The sequence below is a fragment of the Mesorhizobium sp. M1406 genome (assembly GCF_040317555.1).
In the GTDB taxonomy this organism is placed as follows: domain Bacteria; phylum Pseudomonadota; class Alphaproteobacteria; order Rhizobiales; family Rhizobiaceae; genus Mesorhizobium.
The window spans coordinates 28,258-45,801 of sequence record NZ_JAMYKW010000029.1 but is presented as its reverse complement, the minus strand read 5'-3'; the positions used below and the strand labels follow the sequence as shown (position 1 = coordinate 45,801).

Annotated in this window: 22 protein-coding genes; 8 read left to right on the top strand and 14 right to left on the bottom strand. The window is 64.1% G+C overall.

Annotated features, from left to right (window positions below; all coding sequences use genetic code 11):
* Positions 1-39 precede the first annotated feature (39 nt).
* The 3 genes from NKH03_RS22050 to NKH03_RS22040 are packed head-to-tail and all read right to left on the bottom strand — an operon-like array spanning position 40 to position 2,763.
* A complete protein-coding gene (locus NKH03_RS22050) occupies positions 40-939 on the bottom strand; it encodes an SDR family oxidoreductase (protein ID WP_352970519.1) in 900 nt (299 codons plus the stop codon).
* On the bottom strand, positions 936-2,090 hold the full coding sequence (queG, locus tag NKH03_RS22045) for a tRNA epoxyqueuosine(34) reductase QueG (protein WP_352970517.1): 1,155 nt from the start codon (positions 2,088-2,090) through the stop codon (positions 936-938). The genes NKH03_RS22050 and queG overlap by 4 nt, the downstream gene beginning before the upstream one ends.
* Complete coding sequence (locus NKH03_RS22040) at positions 2,071-2,763, bottom strand: glutathione S-transferase family protein (RefSeq protein WP_352870309.1); 693 nt, start codon at positions 2,761-2,763, stop codon at positions 2,071-2,073. The genes queG and NKH03_RS22040 overlap by 20 nt, the downstream gene beginning before the upstream one ends.
* A 160-nt stretch (positions 2,764-2,923) precedes the next feature.
* On the opposite strand from NKH03_RS22040, the gene NKH03_RS22035 reads away from it, so the two are divergent.
* Positions 2,924-3,730 carry an undecaprenyl-diphosphate phosphatase gene (locus NKH03_RS22035; RefSeq protein ID WP_352870310.1) on the top strand — a complete coding sequence of 269 codons (807 nt, stop codon included), beginning with the start codon at positions 2,924-2,926 and terminating at the stop codon, positions 3,728-3,730.
* Between the two features lie 33 nt (positions 3,731-3,763).
* Here NKH03_RS22035 and NKH03_RS22030 read toward each other — a convergent pair whose 3' ends face one another.
* Both NKH03_RS22030 and rsmI read right to left on the bottom strand, forming a co-directional pair.
* A complete protein-coding gene (locus NKH03_RS22030) occupies positions 3,764-4,141 on the bottom strand; it encodes a YraN family protein (RefSeq protein ID WP_352870311.1) in 378 nt (125 codons plus the stop codon).
* Positions 4,134-5,048 carry a 16S rRNA (cytidine(1402)-2'-O)-methyltransferase gene (rsmI, locus tag NKH03_RS22025; RefSeq protein WP_352870312.1) on the bottom strand — a complete coding sequence of 305 codons (915 nt, stop codon included), beginning with the start codon at positions 5,046-5,048 and terminating at the stop codon, positions 4,134-4,136. Before rsmI ends, NKH03_RS22030 begins: the two co-directional genes overlap by 8 nt.
* 149 nt (positions 5,049-5,197) lie before the next feature.
* Here rsmI and NKH03_RS22020 point away from each other — a divergent pair, with 149 nt between their 5' ends.
* Positions 5,198-5,377: a hypothetical protein gene (locus NKH03_RS22020; protein ID WP_352870313.1), complete on the top strand. Its 180-nt coding sequence runs from the start codon at positions 5,198-5,200 to the stop codon at positions 5,375-5,377.
* A 73-nt stretch (positions 5,378-5,450) separates the two neighbouring features.
* On the opposite strand, the gene NKH03_RS22015 is transcribed toward NKH03_RS22020, so the two are convergent.
* The 7 genes from NKH03_RS22015 to rph form a co-directional block, all read right to left on the bottom strand.
* Complete coding sequence (locus NKH03_RS22015; protein WP_127297006.1) at positions 5,451-5,888, bottom strand: EamA family transporter; 438 nt, start codon at positions 5,886-5,888, stop codon at positions 5,451-5,453.
* Positions 5,888-6,367, bottom strand: a complete 480-nt coding sequence (locus tag NKH03_RS22010; RefSeq protein ID WP_352870315.1) for a hypothetical protein — start codon at positions 6,365-6,367, stop codon at positions 5,888-5,890. The genes NKH03_RS22015 and NKH03_RS22010 overlap by 1 nt, the downstream gene beginning before the upstream one ends.
* On the bottom strand, positions 6,346-6,672 hold the full coding sequence (locus NKH03_RS22005) for a hypothetical protein (protein WP_352870316.1): 327 nt from the start codon (positions 6,670-6,672) through the stop codon (positions 6,346-6,348). The genes NKH03_RS22010 and NKH03_RS22005 overlap by 22 nt, the downstream gene beginning before the upstream one ends.
* A gap of 162 nt (positions 6,673-6,834) precedes the next feature.
* The gene (gene hemW / locus NKH03_RS22000) at positions 6,835-7,998 is read right to left on the bottom strand and encodes a radical SAM family heme chaperone HemW (protein ID WP_352970515.1); all 1,164 of its coding nucleotides are present in this window, start codon (positions 7,996-7,998) and stop codon (positions 6,835-6,837) included.
* Positions 7,995-8,642 (bottom strand): RdgB/HAM1 family non-canonical purine NTP pyrophosphatase, encoded by a 648-nt coding sequence (rdgB, locus tag NKH03_RS21995; protein WP_352970513.1) that lies wholly within the window; start codon positions 8,640-8,642, stop codon positions 7,995-7,997. Before rdgB ends, hemW begins: the two co-directional genes overlap by 4 nt.
* Positions 8,642-9,052 carry a VOC family protein gene (locus tag NKH03_RS21990; protein ID WP_352880359.1) on the bottom strand — a complete coding sequence of 137 codons (411 nt, stop codon included), beginning with the start codon at positions 9,050-9,052 and terminating at the stop codon, positions 8,642-8,644. Before NKH03_RS21990 ends, rdgB begins: the two co-directional genes overlap by 1 nt.
* Positions 9,053-9,235: 183 nt before the next feature.
* A complete protein-coding gene (gene rph / locus NKH03_RS21985) occupies positions 9,236-9,952 on the bottom strand; it encodes a ribonuclease PH (protein ID WP_023762602.1) in 717 nt (238 codons plus the stop codon).
* Between the two features lie 198 nt (positions 9,953-10,150).
* On the opposite strand from rph, the gene hrcA reads away from it, so the two are divergent.
* From hrcA to NKH03_RS21955, 6 genes are all read left to right on the top strand, one after another.
* Complete coding sequence (hrcA, locus tag NKH03_RS21980) at positions 10,151-11,233, top strand: heat-inducible transcriptional repressor HrcA (protein ID WP_352880360.1); 1,083 nt, start codon at positions 10,151-10,153, stop codon at positions 11,231-11,233.
* A gap of 83 nt (positions 11,234-11,316) precedes the next feature.
* Positions 11,317-11,514, top strand: a complete 198-nt coding sequence (locus tag NKH03_RS21975) for a hypothetical protein (RefSeq protein ID WP_013528634.1) — start codon at positions 11,317-11,319, stop codon at positions 11,512-11,514.
* Between the two features lie 113 nt (positions 11,515-11,627).
* Positions 11,628-12,977, top strand: a complete 1,350-nt coding sequence (locus NKH03_RS21970) for a PQQ-dependent sugar dehydrogenase (RefSeq protein ID WP_352970511.1) — start codon at positions 11,628-11,630, stop codon at positions 12,975-12,977.
* Positions 12,978-13,092: 115 nt separating this feature from the next.
* Positions 13,093-13,710: a LysE family translocator gene (locus NKH03_RS21965; protein ID WP_352970510.1), complete on the top strand. Its 618-nt coding sequence runs from the start codon at positions 13,093-13,095 to the stop codon at positions 13,708-13,710.
* Positions 13,711-13,909: 199 nt separating this feature from the next.
* Positions 13,910-14,890 (top strand): cysteine synthase A, encoded by a 981-nt coding sequence (cysK, locus tag NKH03_RS21960; RefSeq protein WP_352970508.1) that lies wholly within the window; start codon positions 13,910-13,912, stop codon positions 14,888-14,890.
* 130 nt (positions 14,891-15,020) lie between these two features.
* Positions 15,021-15,647 (top strand): glutathione S-transferase family protein, encoded by a 627-nt coding sequence (locus NKH03_RS21955; protein WP_352970507.1) that lies wholly within the window; start codon positions 15,021-15,023, stop codon positions 15,645-15,647.
* 21 nt (positions 15,648-15,668) lie between these two features.
* Here the strand turns inward: NKH03_RS21955 and NKH03_RS21950 are convergent, their stop codons facing one another.
* Both NKH03_RS21950 and NKH03_RS21945 read right to left on the bottom strand, forming a co-directional pair.
* The gene (locus NKH03_RS21950) at positions 15,669-16,913 is read right to left on the bottom strand and encodes an RNA polymerase sigma factor (RefSeq protein WP_352970505.1); all 1,245 of its coding nucleotides are present in this window, start codon (positions 16,911-16,913) and stop codon (positions 15,669-15,671) included.
* A 7-nt stretch (positions 16,914-16,920) separates the two neighbouring features.
* Positions 16,921-17,289, bottom strand: a complete 369-nt coding sequence (locus NKH03_RS21945; RefSeq protein ID WP_352872385.1) for a YciI family protein — start codon at positions 17,287-17,289, stop codon at positions 16,921-16,923.
* Positions 17,290-17,544 lie beyond the last annotated feature (255 nt).

The window sequence follows — 17,544 nt, the reverse complement described above, 5'->3', positions numbered from 1 at the left end:
AGGTCGAATCATAGCACGCCGCGCCCGCGGCTTCGACCGTTAGCGCTTCATCGGGCTGCGCGGCTCGCCGTCACGCCAGTCGCCGCTTGCCCACATGTGGTCGAAGGCGGCGCGGTAGTCCGGAAAGCGAAAGCGATAGCCCGCCGCCTTGATCGCCGTGTTGGCGACACGCTTGTTCTCGCCATAGAAGGACCGCGCCATGGGCGAAAGTTGGGCGTCGTCGAAGGGAATTTCGGGCGGCGGCTCGATGCCCATCAGCGAAGCGGCATAGGCCACGACATCCTGCGGCGGCGCCGGCAGATCATCGGTGACGTTGAAGATGCCGCCTGTGTTTCCTTCGATCAGCTGCCAAAGCGCACCGGCAATGTCGTCGCAATGGATGCGGTTGAACACTTGGTCCGGCTTGACCAGCCGCCTTGCGGTGCCGTTTTCCAGATTGACCAGGGCGTTGCGGCCCGGCCCGTAAATGCCGGACAGGCGCAGGATCGCCACCGGCCGGCCGATGTCCTTGCCCAGTTGCAGCCAGTCCTGCTCGGCCGCGACCCGCATCACCGAGCGCTTCGACACCGGCCGGCATTCGGCGTTTTCATCGACCCATGCGCCGTCGTAGTTGCCATAAACCCCGACCGTGGAGAGATAGCCAATCCATTCGAGCGCCGGCATTTGAGCGATTGCCTCTCGCGCGGCATTCAGAACGGGATCGCCGGCCTCTTCCGGGGCGACCGAGATCACCAGATGCGTTGTTTTTTCCAGCGCATCCGCGACTTCGTCGGTCAGCACACCATCGAACAGCAGCGGTGCGATGCCGGCCTGGCGCAGCGCCTCGAACTTTTCCGGCGACCGCGTCGTGCCGAATATGTTGGCGGCCCCCTTGTTGGCGCGGGCAAAAGCCTTGCCGGAATAGCCGGCGCCGACGATGAAGACCTGTTTCTCGCTCATACATGCGTCCTGGTTGGCCGCGCCAGACGCCATTCGTCGCGTACGGCTTCGTCGTTTTCAGCTTTCAGGCCGGCAGCGGCCCGTTCGGAATATTCGGCGTATGGCACCAGCCGCGCCAGCGCCCATATTGCCGCGCCCCGCACCAGCGGCGAGGCATCGTCCAGCAACGCACGCACGCTGACCGCAAGCGCGGTGTCGCCGGAATTGCCGGCGGCGATCAGCACGTTGCGGACGAAACGATCGCGGCCGATGCGTTTTATCGGTGAACCGGAGAAGAAGACGCGGAACGCCGCATCATCCAATCGCAACAGGTCGGCGAGCGGTGGCTCGCGCAATTCGTCGCGCGCGGCAAGCTTGGCCTCCGAGGCCGCCCGGGCGAACTTGTTCCACGGGCAGACGGCCAGGCAATCATCGCAGCCATAGATGCGGTTGCCGATCTTCTCGCGGAATTCATGCGGGATCGGGCCTTTGTTCTCGATGGTGAGATAGGAGATGCAGCGCCGCGCATCGAGCCGGTAGGGCGCCGGGAACGCATCGGTCGGGCACACGTCGAGGCAGGCGCGGCAGGAGCCGCAATGATCGATCTCCGCCCGGTCGGGCACCAGTTCGGCGGTGGTGAAGATGGTGCCGAGGAACAGCCAGGAGCCGTGTTCGCGGCTGACCAGATTGGTGTGCTTGCCTTGCCAGCCGAGACCTGCCGCTTCCGCCAGCGGTTTTTCCATCACGGGTGCGGTGTCGACGAACACCTTCACGTCGCCGCCGGCACGGGCGACGATCTTGCTGGCGATTTCCTTCAGCCGGCCCTTCATCACGTCGTGATAGTCGCGGTTGTGCGCATAGACCGAGATCGCGCCGCGGTCGCGCTTGGCCAGCACGCCGCGCGGATCACGGTCGGGGCCGTAATTCATCGCCAGCACGATGATCGAGCGCACCTGCGGCCACAGCACCGTCGGTTCGCCGCGGCGTTGCAGCGTCTCGGCGATCCAGTCCATCGAGCCGTGAAAGCCGTCGGCGACGAATTCGGCCAGCCGCGCCGGCGCCAGCGGGATCGCATCGGGGGTGGTGACGGCGACGGCATCGAAGCCGGCGCGACGCGCCTCCGCGTCGATCAGCGCGCGGAGTTTCGCGGCGTCAGAAGTCGAGGTCCGCATAATGCGACACCGGCGACAGGCCGCGCACGCGGTCGGTCAAAAGCGGCCGGAAGGAAGGCCGTGACTTCACCCGCGTGTACCATTCGCGCGCGGCTGGGTGTTCGCGCCAGTCGATCTCGCCGAGATAATCGAGCACCGACAGCGTCGCGGCGGCGGCCAGATCGGCATAGGTAACCCTAGGGCCGGCCAGCCAATGGCGAGTGCCGGCCAGCCAGTTGGTGTATTTCATGTGCTGGCGGATGTTGGCGCGCGCGGCACGGATCGCGCCCGAATCGGGCGAGCCGCCGCCCGCGGTCTCCGGCATCACCGGCTTCAGCACCCGTTCGCGCACCAGATGGCGGGTGACTTCGCTTTCGGCCTTGTTGAGGTACCAGTCGATCAGCCGGCGGATTTCGGCGCGCTGCATCGGATCCTCGGCGAACAGCCGCTTGTCGCGCTTCAAGACGCCGCGCGTTTCATCGAGATATTCCGAGATCACCGTCGCTCCGACGATCGGCACGTCGCCTTCGGCCAGCAGGATCGGCAGTGTGCCGGCCGGGTTCAGCGCCAGGAATTCCTTGCGCCGTGTCCACGGCTTTTCCTCGATCAGGGCCAGCTCCTCGCCATACTCGCCGAAAGCGAGGCGGACGAAGCGACAGGTGGCAAACATGGGATGGTGGAAAAGCGTCAGCATGGTTCCGCGATGATAAAGCGCACTGGCGAATCGCAGGGCGCACCGGTAAGTCTTGGCCGCCCGGTTAGCGGGCCGTCAGGGTGTTGCGACCTATAGGGGGACTTGCACGCCATGACAAGCAAGCCGTTCTGTCAGCCGTCACGCCAATTCCGAGGTAGCCATGGAAAGCCAGCCAATCGTCGAAGCCCTGCTGCTCGGCCTGCTGGAGGGGCTGACTGAGTTCATTCCCGTCTCATCCACCGGCCATATCCTGCTCGCCGGCCATTTCCTCGGTTTCCACTCGACCGGCAAGGCCTTCGAGATCCTGATCCAGCTCGGCGCCATCCTGGCGATTCTCAGCGTCTACTTCCGCCGGCTGTGGCAAATGCTGGTCGACCTGCCGCGTGACCGGCTGACACGGCATTTCGCCATCGGCATCCTCATCGCTTTCCTGCCGGCGGCGATCATCGGCGCGCTGGCGCATGATTTCATCAAGACGGTGCTGTTCGAATCGCCACGGATGATCTGTATCATGCTGATCATCGGCGGCTTCGTGCTGCTGGCGGTGGACCGCATGAACCTCAAGCCGGTCTATCGCGACGTCGAGCGATTCCCGACCCGGCTTTACCTGCAGATCGGGCTTTTCCAGTGCCTGTCGCTCGTTCCCGGCACGTCACGCTCGGGTTCGACAATCGTCGGCGCGCTGCTGCTGGGCGTCGACAAGCGGGCGGCGGCGGAGTTCTCATTCTTCCTCGCCATCCCGACGATGGTCGGCGCCTTCGCCTTCGACCTGTTCAAGAACCGCAACGTGCTGAGCAGCGCCGACCTGCCAATCATCGCCGTCGGCTTCGTCGCCGCCTTCGTCACCGCGCTGATCGTCGTGCGCTTCCTGCTCGATTACGTCTCTCGCAACGGATACTCGCTGTTCGGCTGGTGGCGGCTGGTGGTGGGTGGTGTGGGTTTGGTTGGCTTGATGATCTGGGGGTGAGCTTACCCTCCCCCTTGTGGGGAGGATAAACCCTCAACTCCGCCCATAAAACGCATTCTCGACATGCACCGGCCAGCGCCAGGGCAGCACCGCGACCATGTCGAAGCGCATCGACAGTCGGCCGTAGTCCGTCTGGCGCGACAGCCAGATATCGGCGGCACCCTCGATGCGGCGCTCCGATTCATGGCCGATCGCCTCCATGGCTTCCATCAGCGTGCGGCGGGCCTTGACCTCGACGAACAGCACGAGATCGCCGCGCCGCGCGATCAGGTCGATCTCGCCGAAGCGCGTGCGATGGCGGCGCGCGAGGATCCGGTAGCCCTTCAGCATCAGCGCCGCCGCCGCCAGCCATTCGCCGCGATGGCCGCGCCGATAGGCTTTTTGGCGGCTGGCGCTCGGCCGCTCAGCCAACGTCGCTTTCTCCAGCGGCATCCCTGAGCTCAAGCAGCCGCCGATAGAGCGCCTGTTTCTGGCCGCCTGTCATTTTCGCGGCTTCCGCCGCCGCCTTGGAGGCCGGCATCTCGGCGGCGAGCGACAGCAACAGCCGGTCGATATCGGCCGGTTCGTCGGCCTTGGCCTCGGCCGGACCGACGCAGACGACGATCTCGCCCTTGGGCGTATCGGCCGCCGCATAGTGGTCGGCCAGCGCCTGCAGGGTGCCGGTGCGCATCTCCTCGAAGGTCTTGGTCAATTCACGGCCGATCGCGGCCTTGCGCTCGCCGCCGAGCGCTTCGACCATGGCGCCGAGGGATTCTGCCAGCCGGCGCGGTGATTCGAAGAAGATCAGCGTCGCCGGCACTGCCTTCAGTGCCCCCAGCCGCGTCAGCCGCTGCCCTGATTTGACCGGCAAAAAACCGGCGAACAGGAAGGCGTCCGACGGCAGGCCGGATGCCGTCAACGCCGCGAGCGGCGCCGACGGGCCGGGGATGGGCACGACGCGAATGCCGTGGTCGAGCGCCTCGCCGACCAGCCGGTAGCCCGGATCGGACACCAGCGGCGTGCCAGCGTCGGAAATCAGCGCCACGCTCTGTCCTGCCTGGAGCGCCGCGATCAGCTTCGGCCCGGCCTCGCCGGCATTGTGCTCGTGATAGGCCGTGGTGCGGCGGCGAATGGCGTAGCGGTCGAGCAGCACGCGCGACACCCGCGTGTCCTCGCAGGCGACGATGTCGGCGGCGGCCAGCGTCTCCAGCGCGCGCAGCGTGATGTCGGCGAGATTGCCGATCGGCGTTGCCACCAGATAGAGCGCCGGCTCGAGCGGCCGCGCCGCGATCTCGGTCTGACCGACCACATAGCTGCGCTTGCCCGTCTCGCCGGTCACTGATGCCTTCTCCATTCAGCCCTGTTTGGCACGGCCGGCGCCGGCTTGCAAAAGCTGACGTCGATGAAAGGAACTCGCCATTCCTTTGCCACAGTAGGGAACGAAACCGGCTACGGCAGATTTACCCTCTGATTCCCGAGGAGGACAGGATGGATAGCCTGAAGACGCAGGACGCTTTCGAACCCTATCATGCCGACCGCGACCGCGTGGCCGTACGCAAGGACAAGCGCCTGCCCGCCAAGACCGACGCCAGCCTAGCCAAGCAGGCCCGCTTGCCCACGAACGTCAGGCTTTCCGACACCAAGCCCGACAGCACGACGGAGCACTGACCGGACGATGCCCAATCGCTTCGACATTTTCATCACCCGTCTTGAAACGAAAAACGCCCGCAACGGCGAGCCGCTATCCCCGATAGGCGACCAGCACCGCGCCCGCCGCGATAAGGGCGACGCCAAGCCAGTTCGCGCCGGAGAGTCGCTCGCCGAGAAAGGCCGCGCCAAACACCGCCACAAGCACGACGCTTAGCTTATCGATCGGCGCCACCTGCGCCGCATTGCCGATCTTCAGGGCACGGAAGTAGCAAAGCCACGAGGCGCCGGTCGCCAGGCCGGACAGGCCGAGGAAAGCCCAAGTCTTTCCCGAGATCGTCGCCGGCGACTGGAATTGGCCGCTGGCGAGCAGGATCGCACCGAGCACGATCAGGATGATGACCGTGCGGATGAAGGTGGCGAAATCGGAATTGATGTTTTCGATGCCGACCTTGGCGAAGATCGCCGTGAGCGCTGCGAACGCAGCCGACAGCAGAGCCCAGAATTGCCAGGAGGAAACGGTCAGGTTCATTAAGCAGCGAGAGCCCTAGCTTTCTTCAATGCCGTTCCGTCCGGCTTAGGTGCCTCCCTTGAGGCCTTAACGCCCGGAGCAATCTTGTAAATTACTCCTTCATCCACCTCAACACCGTCAAATGTGCTATTTGCGAATCGCATTAGATTACTCGCCACGGTAAAAGAATTCGATCTCCCGCCAGTAAGAATTGACAACAAAGATGCCTTATTTATGAAGTGGTTCGTGGTATTAGCCACCGTCACTTCGTCAAGAGAAATAGGTGAGTTAATTGCTAGCAGGATACGGTCGATAAATCTGTTTACGGTCGTCGGCCCGTGCGTTTCTACGTCGGGCGACGCGATATAGAGTTCCCATTTCGAGGAATCGTGAAGCCGTAGCCACATAGCCGCTGCTATGGGCAGTCCCGCAGCCTCCAGCGCTTTGACCGCCGTCAACCCGGCTTCAATGTCGGATTCTACCAGTGTCGTCTTATCCATGCCAACACACCTGTTTTGCCACGGGTCACCGCCGTGACCATGTTAGTCGCTTCTGCTGAAGTCCAAAACTTATATCGCGAATCGACATCCCAAGCCTTCACTGTGTTCCAGTAAGCTCGAAAAGCGGCACTTGCTTGCTCCTCTGCTGCCAAAGCGGCGGCCAATTGCCCCAATTTCACCAACTCACCCAACTTGTGGCCGTTGTTATAGATCTGGTTCACAAAGTTTTTATCAGGCAGATCGTTGGCCCGAAATGCGGAAGCAATTTTCGCTTTCAGGGCGCATTCAACGGCAATTCCTGACATGTAGTATGCCGCGTCCTGTTCACTGCTGTTTAGAAGCACTCGCGCAGTTCGCGCAAATATCCTAGATTTTAGTCGCCATTCGTCCCTTGTCATTCCACACCCCCAATGCGGAACGATACTGGAGATTCTCGTTGAAGGAAACTTGCGTTAACGGCAGATGATCTATCGCGCCAGGTCCGCCACCACGGCGTCGAGCACAATCATGCCGGCCGGCGTGGCGCGCAGCCGCGCATTGCCGATCGGCGCCACCAGCCCCTCGCCCTGCAGCATCGATAGCCGCGCGCTCGACAGGCCGCGTCCGGAGAACGCTTCGTAGCGGGAGAGGTCGATGCCCTCGGCCAGCCGCAGGCCCATCAGCAGGAACTCGTCGGCCTCTTCCGAACGCGTCAGGATCTCGCCGCCGGTGACGCCATGGCCCTTGGCCTCGACCAGATTGGCCCAGGTTTCCGGCATCCGTTCGGCGATCGTCACCGTGCGGCGGCCATTCTCGACGAAGCGGCCATGCGCGCCGGGACCGACACCGACATATTCGCCGTAGCGCCAATAGGTCAGATTGTGCCGGCTTTCGGCGCCCGGCCTGGCGTGGTTGGAAATCTCGTAGGCCGGCAGGCCGTGCGCCGACGTAATCTCCTGCGTCAGCGCATAAAGGTCGGCGGCGTGGTCATTGTCGGGGATGATGAATTTCTTCGCCGCATGCAGCGCGTGAAACGGCGTGCCTTCCTCGATGGTCAGCTGGTAGAGCGACAGATGATCGGCGGCGTGGCCGATCGCCTGTTCGAGTTCCGATGCCCAAGCCTCCAGCGTCTGGCCGGGTCGCGCATAGATCAGGTCGAAGGACAATCTGGGAAAGATCTCTCGGGCCAAACCGATCGCATGCAGCGCTTCCTCGACATTGTGCAGCCGGCCGAGGAAGCGCAAATCCTTGTCGTTCAGCGCCTGCACCCCGAGCGAGACACGATTGACGCCCGCCGCCCGGTAGCCGCGAAAACGTTCGGCCTCGACCGAGGACGGATTGGCCTCCAGCGTCACCTCGATGCCGTCAGGAACGGTCCAGTTCCTAGCCACGGCGTCCAGGACCCTGGCCACCGTTTCCGGCTTCATCAGCGACGGCGTACCGCCGCCGAGAAAAATACTAGTCACCTCGCGCGGTCCGGTTCGTTCGCGCATCGTCGCAAGCTCGGCCTCGAAGGCGCTGGCAAAACGATCCTGATCGACCGGCTGATGGCGGACATGGCTGTTGAAATCGCAATAGGGGCATTTGGCCGCGCAGAACGGCCAATGGACATAGACACCGAAGCCGGGCGCCCGGTCGAGCAGCATGCTCATGTCGAGCCCAATCTCGCCTTGGCGAATTTCTGGAAAGCGCGGGCGCGGTGCGACAGCGCCGTCGGCTGGCCGGGCTTCCAGCCGTGTTTTTCCTCGGCGCTCATCTCGCCGAAGGTTTTTTCGAAGCCATCGGGAAGGAACACCGGATCGTAGCCGAAGCCGAGGTCGCCGCGCGGCGGCCAGACCAGCGTGCCTTCGGCCTCGCCGCGATAATATTCGGCCTCGCCGTCGGGGAACGCCAGGCAGATGACGGCGACAAAGCGGCCCCTGCGTCGTTCGGCCGAGGCGGCGCCGACTTCCTGCAGCGCCACTTCGGTGCGTTGCATGGCCATGCCGAAATCGCGCGAGCCGTCAGGGGTCTCGGCCCAGTTGGCGGTGTAGACGCCGGGCGCGCCGTCGAGCGCGTCGACGCACAGGCCGGAATCGTCCGACAGCGCCGGCAGGCCGGTCGCCTTGGCCGCGGCCAGCGCCTTGATGTAGGCGTTTTCCTCGAAGGTGGTGCCGGTTTCGTCAGGCTCCGTCAGGCCATACTCCTTGGCTGACTTCGCTTCGAAGCCGAACGGCCCCATCAAATCGGCGAATTCGCGCAGCTTGCCTTCATTGTGGCTGGCGACGACGATCTTCTTTCCATCGAGAGAATGCATCAAAGGCCCCAGATTCGTGGCTCGGCGAATTCGATCGAATTGCCCGAGGGGTCGCGTATATAGATCGAACGACCGCCCTGCGGCCACTCGAATTCGCTTTCAATGGCGATCTTCTTTGCCTCGAGACGCGCTTTCCAGCGCACGATTTCCTCGGCGGTCGCCGCAAAGCAGAGATGGCCTTCGCCGACCGTGCCGTGCGGCGGCACCGGCAGCCTAGCGTCGGGCGCCGGCGGGATTTTGGTTGCCTCGGCGTTGAAGATGAGCAGGACGCCGGATCCGCAGCGGAAGAACAGGTGCCTGCCGTCGACCTTGCCGAGCACGGAGAGGCCGAGAACGCCGGTGTAGAAGGTTTCGGCGGCGGCAAGGTCGGTGACGTAGAGGGCGGATTCCAGGATAGCAGAGGGCGTCACGAGGCACCCCCCTCTGCCCTGCCGGGCATCTCCCCCGCAAGGGGGGAGATTGGAAGCATCAGCGCCGGCTCATGACTTGCAAAGTTGGTGATTGGCGAAACCCGCAACCACAGCCGATCTCCCCCCTTGAGGGGGAGATGGCCGGCAGGCCAGAGGGGGGCGCTCAAGCTCGGCATTTGAGAACTAAGCCACTGCCATCTGCTGCAAACTGACCAGGCGCTGGATGCCCTTCTTGGCCAGGCCCATCAATTCCGCGAACTGCCCTTCGGAGAAAGGCTCGCCTTCGGCGGTTCCCTGGATCTCGACGATGCCACCCTTGCCGGTCATGACGAAATTGGCGTCGGTGCCGGCCGACGAGTCCTCGATATAGTCGAGGTCGATGACCGGCTGGCCGTCATGGATGCCACAGGAGATCGCCGCGACATGGTCCTTCAGCACCTTGGCGACGCTGGCCATCTGGCGGGCTTCCATCCAACGCAGGCAGTCATACAGCGCCACCCAGCCGCCGGTGATCGAGGCGGTGCGGGTGCCGCCATCGGCCTGGATGACGTCGCAGTCGACGGTGATCTGCTGCTCGCCCAGCGCCTGCAGATCGACCACGGCACGCAAGGAGCGGCCGATGAGCCGCTGGATCTCCAGCGTGCGGCCGCCCTGCTTGCCGGCGGAAGCCTCGCGGCGCATGCGCTCGCCGGTCGAGCGCGGCAGCATGCCATATTCCGCCGTCACCCAGCCCTTGCCGGAATTGCGCATCCAGCCCGGCACCTTCTCTTCGAGGCTGGCCGTGCACAGGACATGCGTGTCGCCGAACTTCACCAGGCACGAGCCTTCGGCATGCTTGGAGACGCCGCGCTCGAAGGAGATGGCACGCATTTCGTCGAATTGACGTTTGGAAGGGCGCATTCAGACTGCTTTCTTGTCATCTTCGGAATCTTGGCCGGCTTGTAACCGCATGGGACGCACGGCGCAAAGGAAAATGGCCGGCCGATCCGACACTGACGCCGGGTGATCCGACACAGACACCGGGTGACCGCGCTCAGACACCGGGTTGCGCGGGCCGTAGCGAAGTCTATATCCTTGGGCCGGAGGTTTTTGGCCGCAATGACCAAGCCAGTCGATCCGAGTTCGCAGTCGCCCGCGCTTCAATCTTTGGATATGCGCTCGCGCGACATCTTCCGGCGCATCGTCGATTCCTATCTCAAGGACGGCGAACCCGTGGGATCACGCAGCCTGTCGCGCATCCTGCCGTCCTCGCTGTCGCCGGCCACCATCCGTAACGTGATGAGCGACCTCGAGCATCTCGGCCTGATCTACGCGCCGCACATCTCGGCCGGCCGGTTGCCGACGCAGGCCGGCCTGCGTTTCTTCGTCGACGCCTTCATGGAGCTTGGCGATCTCTCCGACGAGGAGCGCCGCGCCATCGAGGCGCAGGTGCGGGCATCCGGCTCGGGCGCGACGCTGGAACACATGCTGACCGAGGCCAGCCAGATGCTGTCGGGCATGTCGCGCGGCGCCGGCCTGGTGCTTGCCGCCAAGAACGAAGTGGCGCTGAAGCACATCGAATTCATCCAGCTCGAGCCGACCAAGGCGCTGGCGGTGCTGGTGTCGCAGAATGGCGATGTCGAAAACCGCGTCGTCGAGCTGCCCGCCGGCATCACCGTCTCGCAGCTGCACGAAGCCTCGAACTTCCTCAACGCCCATATCCGCGGCCGCACGCTGGCCGAGGCGCGGATCGAGATCGCCCGCATCAAGGAAGAGACAAGGGCCGCCCTCGACACGCTGTCGCAGGACCTGGTCGAAAAGGGGCTGGCGGTCTGGGCCGGCGCCGACAGCGGCCTGCCGGCACGGCTGATCGTGCGCGGCCGCGCCAATCTGCTCGAAAACGTCACCGCCCAGGCCGATATCGAACTGTTGCGGCACTTGTTCGAGGACATGGAGACGCAGGACGGGTTGATCCAGTTGCTCGACCTCGCCGAGGAAGGATCGGGCGTGCGCATCTTCATCGGCTCGGAAAACAAACTGTTCTCGCTGTCCGGCTCATCGCTGGTGGTCGCGCCCTATCGAGACAAGGACGCCCGAGTCGTTGGCGCGCTCGGCGTCATCGGCCCGACCCGGCTCAACTATGCCCGCATCGTGCCGATGGTCGACTATACCGCACAGCTGATTTCCCGCATGCTGCGTTAGGTGTATTGATATTCCGGGGATGCCGGCCTGACCTGAATCTCAGCACCTTAGATCCAAACCTAAGGCCTCCGAGGAGAAAAAGAATGGCGCTCGAAGAATTCAAAGCCCGGATCAGCCTGCTGCTCGAGGAGATGGTCAACCAGCCGGAAGACCAGCACGAGATCCAGGAGCAGTTGCGTGAAAAACTGCGGGAAATGCGCGCCATGGGCCTGCCGCTGCCGGCCGATCTCGTCGAACTGGAAAAACGTCTCGATGACGATTTCTACGCCGCTGGGACCTGAGGCAAAAAACCTCCGCTTTCACTTCAACTGATCGTGTGCCGCGGAACAACAGACGAAACCGCTCGTTTGCCCCTTTGCGGCCGTTCATTGTGTGACCGGGTTTGGAGGATTGAATGATCCGATTGGCCGGGCTGGCCATCTCCGCCGCGGTGTTTCTCACCGCCGCTGCATTCGCCCAGCAGGCGGAGCCCGTATTGAAAGGTGCCGCCGCCTTCGGCGACTGGCGTGCCGACAGGCCGGGTGTGCGCCGCCTGATCAAGCCGAACGATCTGCCAAAGCCCGATGTCACCAATTCCGCCTCCAACAGCGCCGGCCTCGCCGAAAGACCGGCAGGCGCCAAGCCGAAACTGCCGCCGGGCTTTTCGGCCGAGCTGATCGCGTCGGGCATCGACAATCCGCGCGTCGTGCGCGTCGCGCCGAACGGCGACCTGTTCGTCGCCGACAGCGAGGCCAACCAGATCCGCGTCTACCGCCTCGCCGACGGCAGTGCCAAGCCCACCGAGAAAGGCATCTTTGCCGGCAATCTCAACCAGCCCTATGGCATTGGCTTCTATCCTCCGGGCAACGACCCGCAATGGGTCTATGTCGCCAACAGCGACAGCGTGGTGCGCTTTGCCTATCGCAATGGCGACCTGAAGGCATCAGGCGATCCGGAGGCCATCGTCGACGACATCCCTTCAAGTCATCACTGGACCCGCGATATCGCTTTCTCGCCGGACGGCAAGACGCTTTATCTATCGGTCGGGTCTGGTTCGAACGCCGCGCAGGATATGGGCAACGAACCGGAAGGCGGCCTCGACGCCTGGGCGAAGTCGCAGCCGCTCGGCGCTGCCTGGGGTCCCGAGGATGGCCGCGCGGCTGTGCTGGCTTTCGATCCCAACGGCAAGAACGGTCGCATCGTCGCCACTGGCCTGCGCAACTGTTCGGGCATGGCCGTGCAGCCGGCGACCGGCGCGCTGTGGTGCGTCGTCAACGAACGCGATGCGCTCGGCGACAATGTGCCGCCGGAATATGCGACCGTGGTCAAGGAGGGCGCCTTCTATGGCTGGCCCTGGTACTATATCGGCAACAACGAGGATCCGCGCCACAAGGGCGCGCGCCCCGATCTTGCCGGCAAGGCGACCATTCCCGACGTGCTGATGCAAGCCCATTCGGCGCCGCTCAACATCGCCTTCTACGAAGGGAAGAACTTTCCGTCCGAATACGAAGGCGACGCCTTTGTCGCTCTGCATGGTTCATGGAACCGCGGCAACAGGACCGGATACAAGGTGGTGAGATTGCTGTTCAGGGACGGCAAGCCGACCGGCGAATACGAGGATTTCATCACCGGCTTCGTCGTCTCCAACGGCGAGGTCTGGGGTCGGCCGGTCGGCGTGGCGGTGGCGAAGGACGGCGCGCTGATCGTGACCGAGGACGGCAACGGCACCATCTGGCGCGTCACCCATGACGGCGGTCGCTCCTGAGCGCAAATTCGCATGCCGGCGTGGTGCAATCGAATTCGGGGGCAGGGAATTCACGTCCGGCGGACTTTGTGCGATAGGAGGCTGCGATAACAGCGTCGCGCGCAAGGCCGCAACCATGACCCTCACCGGATTCCTCGCCTACAGTGCCGCCCTCGGCATCACCGCCGCCATTCCTGGTCCCGGCGTCACCGCGCTCGTCGCGCGTGCGCTCGGCTCCGGCTTCCGCTCATCCCTGGCGATGTCCTTTGGCCTGATGGCTGGCGATCTCACCTATCTGACCGCCGTGGTGCTCGGTCTCGCCTTCGTGGCGCAGACCTTCGGCATGGTTTTTCTCGCCATCAAATGGCTCGGTGTCGCTTACCTCGCCTTCCTCGGCTGGCGCTTCTGGAACAGCGGCATCACGCTCGAGACGGTCGAGGCGAAGAAGGGCAAGGGCGGGCTGCTGTCGAGCTTCCTTGCGGGCCTGACCGTCACGCTCGGCAATCCGAAGACGATGATCTTCTACCTCGCGATCACGCCGACCATCGTCGACCTGAAGACCATCACACTGATCGATTACGGCATTCTCGTCGCGCTGACGGTCGTCGTGCTTCTGGTGGTGCTGGTGCCGTATCTGGCGCTGGCGGCCAAGGCGCGTTGGTTCCTGAAGTCGCCGCGCGCGCTCAAGGCGCTGAACCGCACCGCCGCCGGCTTCATGGTCGGCGCCGCCGCGGCGATTGCCGCCCGGCAATAGGGGGCTTTTCGGCCAAAGTATTTCGTAAACAGGCCTTTTCGCGAAATGCTTTTCCGGGGGCGCGACGTTTTCGACACAGGTCCCACTCGGATATTTTCAGCCGACAGTCTATCTTGCGCGGCCGAAGGCCCTATCTTGCCGGCTTGAATTCCATTTGCCTGAAATTCTCCACTTGCCTGAAATTCTGGGAGCGAAACCAATGAACAAGCCCGTCACCTCTGCCCGTGTACCCGGTCGCGGCCGTGTCTACGATTCCATCACCGATACGATCGGCGACACGCCCCTGGTGCGGCTCGACAAGTTCGCTCGGGAAAAGGGCATCGTCGCCAATCTGATCGGCAAGCTCGAATTCTTCAATCCGATCTCCTCGGTCAAGGACCGCATCGGCGTGGCGATGATCGAGGCGCTGGAGGCAGCCGGCAAGATTTCTCCCGGCAAAACCACGCTGATCGAACCGACGTCGGGCAACACCGGCATAGCGCTTGCCTTCGCCGCCGCCGCCAAGGGCTACAAACTGATCCTGACGATGCCGGAAACGATGTCGATCGAGCGCCGGAAAATGCTGGCGCTGCTTGGCGCCGAGCTGGTGCTGACCGAGGGCCCGAAAGGCATGAAGGGCGCCATCGCCAAGGCCGATGAACTGGCCGCGACGATCCCCAACGCGATCATCCCGCAGCAGTTCGAGAACCCCGCCAATCCGGAAATCCATCGCACGACGACGGCCGAGGAAATCTGGAACGACACGCATGGCGAGGTCGATATCTTCGTCGCCGGCATCGGTACCGGCGGCACCATCACCGGCGTCGGCCAGGTGCTGAAGAAGCGCAAGCCCTCGGTGCATGTCGTCGCGGTCGAGCCGGACTCCTCACCGGTTCTGTCGGGTGGCCAGCCCGGCCCCCACAAGATCCAGGGCATCGGCGCCGGCTTTGCGCCCAAAATCCTCGACACGACGATCTATGACGAGATCGTCACGGTGTCGAACGAGGATTCGGTCGCAAATGCCCGCCTCGTCGCCCGACTCGAAGGCGTACCGGTCGGCATCTCGTCGGGCGCCGCCTTGCAGGCGGCCATCGTCGTTGGCTCGCGGCCGGAAAACAAGGGCAAGAACCTGGTCGTGGTCATCCCGTCCTTCGCCGAGCGTTATCTGTCGACCATCCTGTTCGAGGGGCTGGGCTCGTAGTCCTACGCTTCTTCGCGACTAGGCTGGCCCGCTGAAAAAAGTCCCTCGTGGCGCCAGCCACCGGCTTGAGCAGCACCCTGCTTCCGGTTCATATCCCACCGGTCCGCCTTTCGCGGCCCGGGAGGATTTCATGTACAAGCTCTACACTCGTCCGGGCAGCGGCGGCTTCGTCGTCGAGGCGGCGCTGGCGCTGGCGAACGCGCCGTTCGAGCAGATCGACGTGCCGAAGACGGACCGGCCCGATCCGGCCTTCCTCGACATCAGCCCCTTGAACCAAGTGCCGGTGCTGACGTTGCCGGGCGGAAGCTCGATGACCGAATCGGCGGCGATCTGCATCCTGCTTGCCGAGCGTCATCCCAATGCCAGCCTGGCGCCGGCGGCCGACGCGCCTGCCCGCGCCGACTTCCTCCGCTGGATGGCCTTCATGTCATCAGTGCTCTATCCGGCGATCCTACGGCTTTACTACGCGCATCGTTACACGACCGATGCCGAAGGCACCAACGCGGTCAAGCAGGCAGCCGTCGCCGAGATGGACCGCGGCTTCGCCGTCCTCGATGCCTCTCTCGAAGGCCGTGACTGGCTGGTCGGCGACCGAATGTCGCTCGCGGACATCTACCTCGCCATGCTGGTGGCCTGGCATCCCGACGCCGAAAGGGCGCGGGCGGCCTGGCCCGATATGGAGCGTCTGTGGTCGAAGCTGCGCGAGCATCCCCTGATGAAGACGCTCAACACATCGCATGAGATGTGGCCAGGCTGAACTGACGGCCGTTAGCGAGGCTCAACTTTTGAGCGCTGCCCTTTTGCCCTGCAGGAACCGGCGCACCGCTGGGTCGCGCTCCAGGCCGATCGCCCTGTCATAGGCTTCGCACGCCCGCGGTGCCTGGCCGAGCCTGGCCAGGAGACCGGCGCGGGCTGCCCAATAGGGCTGATACTCATCTAGCCGCTTGTCGTCGCCCAGCACGTAGAGGGCCGCCAGTCCAGCCACGGCACCCTCGGCCTCGGCGATCGCCACCGCGCGGTTGATCGCCACCACCGGTGATCCCGCGATCGAGAGCAGCGCGTCGTAGAGCTCGCGTACCGCCACCCAGTCGGTGCGGCCGGTCAGCCGTCGTGCCGCATGTGCGGACTGAACCGCCGCCTCAAGCTGGTAGCGGCCGATGACGCCCATGGTGGCGGCGCGGCGGAGCAGGGATTCCGCTTCGTCGACCAAAGCGCCATCCCACAGCGTATGATCCTGCTCGGCCAGCGGCACATAATCTCCGGCCGCATCGCGCCGTGCCGCGCGCCGCGCCTCGGCGAACAGCATCAGCGACAGCAGGCCCAGCGCCTCGGGCTCTTCCGGCATCAGCGAAGCCATCAGGCGGCCGAGCCAGATGCCTTCGCTGGCCAGATTGCGGCGCCGCGTTTCGGTGCCCGCGGGATCGGACCAGCCTTCTGCGAAGGCGGCGTAGATCGCTTCCAGCACCGCATCCAGCCTTTCGCCGAGTTCGGTCCGCTCCGGCACGCGGAACGGAATGCCGGTTTCACGGATGCGGTTCTTAGCGCGCACCAGACGCTGGCCCATCGTTGCCGGCGACACCAGGAAGGCGGAGGCGATCGTTGCCGCGTCGAATCCGAGCACGGTCTGCAGGATCAGCGGCGAGCGAATGCCGGGCTCGATGGCCGGATGGGCGCAAGCGAACATCAGCCGCAGCCGTTCGTCGGGAAGGTCTTCGTCGGTCATGCGCGCCTCCATCTCCTCGGCAATCAGCTTGAGATGCTCGCGGCCGGCGTGGCTGGTCAGCCGCCGCCGCACCGCATCGACGCGGCGCCGCCTTGCCACCGCCAGCAGCCAGGCCTCCGGCTTTTCAGGCACGCCGGTTCGTGGCCAGCGTTCGAGCGCCGCGGCAAAGGCATCAGCCAGCGCGTCCTCGGCGGCGGCCACGTCGCGCGTGCGCGCCGCGAGCCAAGCGACAAGCTTGCCGTAGCTTTGCCGGGCGGCGGTTTCCGCCGCCGCCCAGGCGATCTCCGGGCGACTGTCCATCACCTCGTCATTTCTTGGGCATGTAGTCGGCCATTTCCCAGATCGGCCGCAACTCGACCGTGCCGGTGCTGGCCGCCGGACAGCGTGCCGCCCATTCGATGGCTGTATCGATGTCGGCCGCCTCGATCATGTAGAAGCCGGCAAGCTGCTCCTTGGTGTCGGCATAGGGGCCGTCAATCACGTTGGTCTTGCCGTCAGCGATCCGCACCGAGGTGGTTGCCTGGGTCGGGCGCAGCCTTTCGCCAGCCAGCCACGCACCGGATTTCTTCAACGCTTCGGTATAGGCGCCATAGGCCGCGCTCATCTGCTGGGCCTTCTCGATCGGCGTGTTCGCCAATGCGGCTTCGTCGTTATTGATCAAAATCATGTATCGCATGGTCTTCTCCCGTTGTTTCGAAGGCCGCTTCGTTGCGAGCCGGACGTATGTCGCGCGGCAGCGCGCGATTTCGACAGGCAGCTCAAAAAACTTTCGGCTGCGTTGGCTTTTTGTGCAAGCCGCCATCTGTTTCCCAATCCCTCAACCGTTCGTCCAACGAGCACAATTGCGGGTTGGCATTTGCGGCTCGCTGTCTAAACTCGCTCCGGTTCGCACCTGGGAGGCGGTGCGGTCGTCGATATTTCAGGGAGGAGA

What these genes read in the sequence shown, in the direction of transcription:
- NKH03_RS22050 (WP_352970519.1), bottom strand. Translation starts at nt 939, where the DNA reads ATGAGCGAGAAACAGGTCTTCATCGTCGGCGCCGGCTATTCCGGCAAG.
- queG (WP_352970517.1), bottom strand. Translation starts at nt 2,090, where the DNA reads ATGCGGACCTCGACTTCTGACGCCGCGAAACTCCGCGCGCTGATCGAC.
- NKH03_RS22040 (WP_352870309.1), bottom strand. Translation starts at nt 2,763, where the DNA reads ATGCTGACGCTTTTCCACCATCCCATGTTTGCCACCTGTCGCTTCGTC.
- NKH03_RS22035 (WP_352870310.1), top strand. Translation starts at nt 2,924, where the DNA reads ATGGAAAGCCAGCCAATCGTCGAAGCCCTGCTGCTCGGCCTGCTGGAG.
- NKH03_RS22020 (WP_352870313.1), top strand. Translation starts at nt 5,198, where the DNA reads ATGGATAGCCTGAAGACGCAGGACGCTTTCGAACCCTATCATGCCGAC.
- NKH03_RS22015 (WP_127297006.1), bottom strand. Translation starts at nt 5,888, where the DNA reads ATGAACCTGACCGTTTCCTCCTGGCAATTCTGGGCTCTGCTGTCGGCT.
- NKH03_RS22010 (WP_352870315.1), bottom strand. Translation starts at nt 6,367, where the DNA reads ATGGATAAGACGACACTGGTAGAATCCGACATTGAAGCCGGGTTGACG.
- NKH03_RS22005 (WP_352870316.1), bottom strand. Translation starts at nt 6,672, where the DNA reads ATGTCAGGAATTGCCGTTGAATGCGCCCTGAAAGCGAAAATTGCTTCC.
- hemW (WP_352970515.1), bottom strand. Translation starts at nt 7,998, where the DNA reads ATGAGCATGCTGCTCGACCGGGCGCCCGGCTTCGGTGTCTATGTCCAT.
- rdgB (WP_352970513.1), bottom strand. Translation starts at nt 8,642, where the DNA reads ATGCATTCTCTCGATGGAAAGAAGATCGTCGTCGCCAGCCACAATGAA.
- rph (WP_023762602.1), bottom strand. Translation starts at nt 9,952, where the DNA reads ATGCGCCCTTCCAAACGTCAATTCGACGAAATGCGTGCCATCTCCTTC.
- hrcA (WP_352880360.1), top strand. Translation starts at nt 10,151, where the DNA reads ATGACCAAGCCAGTCGATCCGAGTTCGCAGTCGCCCGCGCTTCAATCT.
- NKH03_RS21975 (WP_013528634.1), top strand. Translation starts at nt 11,317, where the DNA reads ATGGCGCTCGAAGAATTCAAAGCCCGGATCAGCCTGCTGCTCGAGGAG.
- NKH03_RS21970 (WP_352970511.1), top strand. Translation starts at nt 11,628, where the DNA reads ATGATCCGATTGGCCGGGCTGGCCATCTCCGCCGCGGTGTTTCTCACC.
- NKH03_RS21965 (WP_352970510.1), top strand. Translation starts at nt 13,093, where the DNA reads ATGACCCTCACCGGATTCCTCGCCTACAGTGCCGCCCTCGGCATCACC.
- cysK (WP_352970508.1), top strand. Translation starts at nt 13,910, where the DNA reads ATGAACAAGCCCGTCACCTCTGCCCGTGTACCCGGTCGCGGCCGTGTC.
- NKH03_RS21955 (WP_352970507.1), top strand. Translation starts at nt 15,021, where the DNA reads ATGTACAAGCTCTACACTCGTCCGGGCAGCGGCGGCTTCGTCGTCGAG.
- NKH03_RS21950 (WP_352970505.1), bottom strand. Translation starts at nt 16,913, where the DNA reads ATGGACAGTCGCCCGGAGATCGCCTGGGCGGCGGCGGAAACCGCCGCC.
- NKH03_RS21945 (WP_352872385.1), bottom strand. Translation starts at nt 17,289, where the DNA reads ATGCGATACATGATTTTGATCAATAACGACGAAGCCGCATTGGCGAAC.